Origin of the sequence: Enterococcus sp. 7E2_DIV0204, from assembly GCF_002140855.1 — a bacterium.
In the GTDB taxonomy this organism is placed as follows: domain Bacteria; phylum Bacillota; class Bacilli; order Lactobacillales; family Enterococcaceae; genus Enterococcus_L; species Enterococcus_L lemimoniae.
In genome coordinates, this window is the sequence record NZ_NGKY01000005.1 from 11054 (window position 1) to 15811 (window position 4758).

The 4758-nt window shown below is 35.7% G+C and carries 8 protein-coding genes; 5 read left to right on the forward strand and 3 right to left on the reverse strand.

Translation table 11 applies throughout. The features are described 5' to 3' along the window. Nucleotides 1-305 (forward strand): hypothetical protein (locus A5819_RS19550; protein WP_217809043.1); only part of this gene is annotated, 305 nt, incomplete at its 5' end. Between the two features lie 245 nt (nt 306-550). Here the strand turns inward: A5819_RS19550 and A5819_RS20185 are convergent. After that, nucleotides 551-637, reverse strand: a complete 87-nt coding sequence (locus A5819_RS20185) for a type I toxin-antitoxin system Fst family toxin (protein WP_139124527.1) — start codon at nt 635-637, stop codon at nt 551-553. A gap of 143 nt (nt 638-780) precedes the next feature. Between A5819_RS20185 and A5819_RS18325 the strand changes: the two genes are divergently transcribed. The 4 genes from A5819_RS18325 to A5819_RS18340 all read left to right on the forward strand — a co-directional run bounded on the left by A5819_RS18325 (nt 781) and on the right by A5819_RS18340 (nt 3221). Further along, on the forward strand, nt 781-969 hold the full coding sequence (locus A5819_RS18325) for a transcriptional regulator (RefSeq protein ID WP_086353101.1): 189 nt from the start codon (nt 781-783) through the stop codon (nt 967-969). Nucleotides 970-972: 3 nt separating this feature from the next. Continuing rightward, nucleotides 973-1257 (forward strand): hypothetical protein, encoded by a 285-nt coding sequence (locus A5819_RS18330; RefSeq protein WP_086282214.1) that lies wholly within the window; start codon nt 973-975, stop codon nt 1255-1257. Between the two features lie 141 nt (nt 1258-1398). After that, complete coding sequence (locus tag A5819_RS18335) at nt 1399-2715, forward strand: Y-family DNA polymerase (RefSeq protein ID WP_086353102.1); 1317 nt, start codon at nt 1399-1401, stop codon at nt 2713-2715. Then, entirely contained in the window at nt 2712-3221 is a 510-nt protein-coding gene (locus A5819_RS18340) for a hypothetical protein (protein WP_086282219.1), read from the forward strand. The genes A5819_RS18335 and A5819_RS18340 overlap by 4 nt, the downstream gene beginning before the upstream one ends. A 295-nt stretch (nt 3222-3516) precedes the next feature. On the opposite strand, the gene A5819_RS18345 is transcribed toward A5819_RS18340, so the two are convergent. Then, nucleotides 3517-3876, reverse strand: a complete 360-nt coding sequence (locus tag A5819_RS18345; RefSeq protein ID WP_086282221.1) for a hypothetical protein — start codon at nt 3874-3876, stop codon at nt 3517-3519. Beyond that, the gene (locus A5819_RS18350; RefSeq protein ID WP_086282223.1) at nt 3876-4739 is read right to left on the reverse strand and encodes a ParA family protein; all 864 of its coding nucleotides are present in this window, start codon (nt 4737-4739) and stop codon (nt 3876-3878) included. The genes A5819_RS18345 and A5819_RS18350 overlap by 1 nt, the downstream gene beginning before the upstream one ends. Nucleotides 4740-4758 lie beyond the last annotated feature (19 nt).

Consider the following 4758-nt stretch of genomic DNA (forward strand, 5'->3'; position numbering starts at 1 on the left):
CTAATGCTATTAACGAGAATAAAATGTATTTTTCGAATCAAAAAGTTGTATCCGAGTTTTTAGTTTCATTAATCAGTCTAACAATTATGTTTACGGTAATACTTTATTATAAACAAAAAACTAAAATTGATTTGAATATTACTTTGGTTTCGTGTTTGATAATTTGGATATTCAAGGTAGTTTCAAATGGATTAATGCTGGCCTATTTCAAGCTTACAAAAGATATTATTGATCAGAAAGATAGAAGAGATTTCTTTTTAGCAGTTTTTGCAACGATTATTACCGCTATTGCTTTATTCAAATAAAAACGCTCCTACATTTGATTCGAATTATTGAAATGAATAAGAAAGATTCGATATCTTTTGATATCTTATATAGTAAAATCTCACTTCAACAAGTTTAAGTAGATATCAAATAAAAATCAAGAACTTGTTCACTGCGTTAAAAAATGTTATAATTATAATGCAGAAAAGAACACGTAAACACATAGCCCCTAGAGTAATGGGATACTCTAGGGGTTTTTAATGGGCTAATGTCGCCTATTAGTCATTTACTTCTTATCTTTGGTATTTAGCCAATACTCAAATAGAGCTACTAATAGCCCAACAAGAAGCGGACAGAAAAATGCTAGAAACACGTAAACACACCCCCTCCAGTCGCTGACTGCGGGAAGGCGACATTTAATTATAACCTAATTTCAAAGTAAAGGCGCTAAGAAATAGAATCTTTCCTAAAAAAGTAAACAGTTAGCATTTCAAAACATAATCTGGAGGGGAAAACATGGTTAGAAAAGCATTTGACACTTGGAAAATAGAGATCACTGGATATAATCGCACGATACCGTACTATGTTCAATGTGACTGTGGCAAGCTGGCACAAAAGAAATACCAACAATCTTATTTTGAATGCGGAGCATGTAAACGTAAATATGTATTGCAGCAAGGGCAATACGTAGAACTGAAGAATTAGCCTATGAGAGCGACAGAGCTTCTAACCATTCTATCAGTCGATTTTCAACATGATGCTGTTCAGGAGATCAAGATTGAACTTAAAGACCAGGTATATTCGATTGTCCAGATCACAAAGAATCAGGATCAATTAATCTTAGCTGCAGCTGAAGTAACGCAGAAACCACTAGAGACAAAAGAATTAGTCACCGCATTGATGCTAAATAAATCACTACAATTAATAAAGAAAAAAGAAACTTCTGAAATGATCTATGGCTGTAGAATAGAAAAAAACTGGTTAATATTATAAAAATTAATAATGTATGCTAAAGCTCCATACAATAATGTATGTGGCTTTTTTTGTCTTAAAGAATAATATCTCATGCTAGACAAAGGGAACGTAAGTTCTTATAATTGTGGGTATATAATCCATACGAAAAAGGTGAGGTAAATGAAATTTGACTATGACAAAGAACCGAATAGAGATATCTTATGTATCGATTGCAAGTCCTTCTATTCCAGTGTTGAGTGCGTAGAACGTGGACTTCACCCTCTGAAAACGATGCTAATTGTTATGAGTGGTGCAGACAATGCAGGAGGGTTAGTGCTAGCTGCTTCTCCCCTTGCAAAAAAAGTATTAGGTATAACAAATGTCACTCGATCAAATGAAGTTCCGTATCATAAAGATCTTGTGATTGTACCACCACGTATGAATTTATATATGAAGAAAAATGTAGAAATCAATCAAGTGTATAAATCGTTTGTTGCAGACGAGGATCATTCTGTTTTTAGCGTGGATGAATCTTTTTTAGATGTCACAGATTCTTTGAAGCTATTTAACTGCAAGAATGCGTATGAAATGGCAAGGAAGATCCAACTGAAGGTGAAAGAACAAACAGGAATTTATGTCACTGTAGGAATTGGATCGAACCCTTTGTTGGCCAAGTTAGCCCTGGACAATGGGGCAAAACACAGTACGGACTTTATCGCTGAATGGCGCTATGAAGATGTACAGGAGAAGGTATGGGGAATAAGCCCAATGACAGAGTTTTGCGGTATTGGACACCGGATAGTGAAACGCCTTAATTGGTTAGGGATCAGATCTATTCGAGAAATTGCTGAAGCTGATCCCTACAGACTGAAGCGTGAATTTGGTGTGATGGGGTTACAATTGTTCGCCCACTCGTGGGGTATCGATCGTAGTTTTTTAGGTCAAAAGAAACCAGCTGCTAAAGTAGATAAATCAATTGGCAATAGTCAGGTATTGCCTAGAGATTATACTAGGCAAGATCAACTTGAATTAGTGCTGAAGGAAATTGTCGATCAAGTGGCTTCTCGATTGCGTAGCAGCCATTTAAAAACAGGATGTGTTTCTGTATCTGTTGGGTATTCTAAGGGGTACCTTGATAGCAAAGGACGTTCAGGATGGAGTAAACAGCGAAAGGTTTCATTATCCAATAATACAAAGGTTTTATCGGAACATGTGTTACAGCTGTTTCGGTCAGAATACAATTATCAGGATGTACGCCACGTTGGTGTTTCCTACTCAAAGCTAGTTCAAACAGATGTACTTCAGTTGGACCTCTTTTCTGATCCAGTCCAGGAAGTCAATGAGGAACGTTTAGATTTTTTGATCGATACAATCAGGAAGAAATACGGATTTAAAGCCTTGATACATGCTTCTTCTTTAATGGAAGGCGCAACAGCTGTATCAAGAGCGTCGTTAGTCGGTGGGCATGCAGGCGGAAATGTGGGGTTAAGTTCATGACAAAAAAGACAAAAAAAGAGTTTTTTGATTATAATGAATATCGTGATCGTGGCATGGGGTACAAATGGGATACTGCTTTTGCGTTAGGTGAATTGCAAGAGGGTATCAAAGAATCCACAAAAGAATCGAGACGAGATTTAGAACGGCTTCCACAGCAAGAAATCGAGTATATCGAATACTGCCTAGAACGATCGATCAAGCATAACAAAATTTTAGAAGTGCAGTTAAATAGCCTGGATCAATTGGGACGTGTGAAAGAGTCGATATGGGGAAACTTTAGAGGATTTATGGACTTAGATGTTTTGATGATCGGTGATCAGTATATTGATTATGCAGACGTACGACATATTAAGATTCATGACTTTAGAAAATGGTCTGAAACAGAAAGCGGTTCTCTCCCCTCTCCTTTTGAAAAAAATGAATACAAAAATACAGAACAAGAAGAACAAGCAAAACTTGAAGTAGCATTCAATGAGTATTTTTCGGATGATGAATGGATAGAATGAGAACTGTTTGTTATGAAGAGAAAAGAATCGGTAATCAGCTTGATCCGTGCTGATTTGGCAGGCACACAAAGCGCAACGGTTCGCTACGCTGGAACAGTTACACATTGAATTGCTGAATATTTTCTAAAGGTATTCAGAAACTGAGAAAGCATGCTATACTTTTGTTAGTGGGACGTTGTTTCCGCCACATCCTTAAAACCACCAATGTAACATACTTACATTGGTGGTTTTCTGCTTATATAAAATATAAATTGCAAATTATATTTTATAATTTATAAATTACATTTTATAAATGTTATTTCTTTTTAAGTTTTTTCTGTAGACGTTCACGCTCATGTTCTTCTTTTCTATCAAGTCTTCTTAAATAGTCTTGGTGTTGTGAAGGATTGAGCTGTTTTACCTTTTCTTGAATTAATTCTTCTAGCAACTCATATGTGTAGTCATTATCAGTGGTATCCAATAAAGCCATATAACTGCACCAAATGCTCGCTGGTATTCCTAGAGATTTATTGTTGGTTTTTAAAATGTCTTCTTCAGATCGAATATTTTTCAACAAATCTGTATTTTCAGCTGTAAAGGTTGATTGAGGGGTAGGAATATTTTTCATAGATGTATCGGCTTTTTTATTAAAGAACCCTGCTTGTTTATCTGACATTAGTTAGATCCTCCTTCAAACATATCAATTCTTTTTAAGAAGTCTTCAGTAAGTGGAACAAAGACTTCATCATAGGCTAGGTTGTCCCAATAAGTGTCGCGATTCAATCCTGTTCTAGGAGTGGATTGAACCCTTTTAACAAATGGGATAATACTGTTAAATAAATTTTGTTCTCCAAATGTTTGTTTTGCATCGTCAATTACAGTGGTATCGATAGTTCCTTTAGAGAGCTGGTTAGGGAGAATTCCCACTACGTCTGTATTTGATCCAAAGGTCTCTACAAGCGGTTTAAGCTCATATTCTAAATAATCCATTACACCGTCTAAGCTGTCTGATTGAGTTTGAAACGCCATAATAATGTAGTCTGAAGCAAATGCTGCATTCCTCGTAAAGTCTGACATTGTTGGTGGTGTGTCAATCAGAATAAAGTCAAAATTGTGCTTGAAAGGTTCGATCAGATTTTTCAACTCACTAATTCGATTGCGTTCTACTTCAACGTAGTTAGAATCTAAACCTTCAATAGCTTCTCCATACAATCGTGTAAGGTATTTGTTGAAATTCTTAAAATCAATGTGCGAAGGAATACAGTATAGGTTATCAATAATAGGAATTATAAGTTGCTCGATATCCCGTTCTACAATACCAGCCATCATTGTTTTTTCGACTATAAAAATGTCGTCGTCATCGCTATTATAATTTTTTGTAAGTAACATCGTTTTTGTTACGTTTGCCTGTGGGTCTGCATCAATAACAAGAGTTTTATAACCCATGTTGGCTAAGACGTAACTTAAATATCGAATTATAGTAGTTTTCCCAACGCCACCTTTAGAATTGGATACAGTAATTGTGAGACCTTTTTTCATGAAATCACTCCTCAAATAT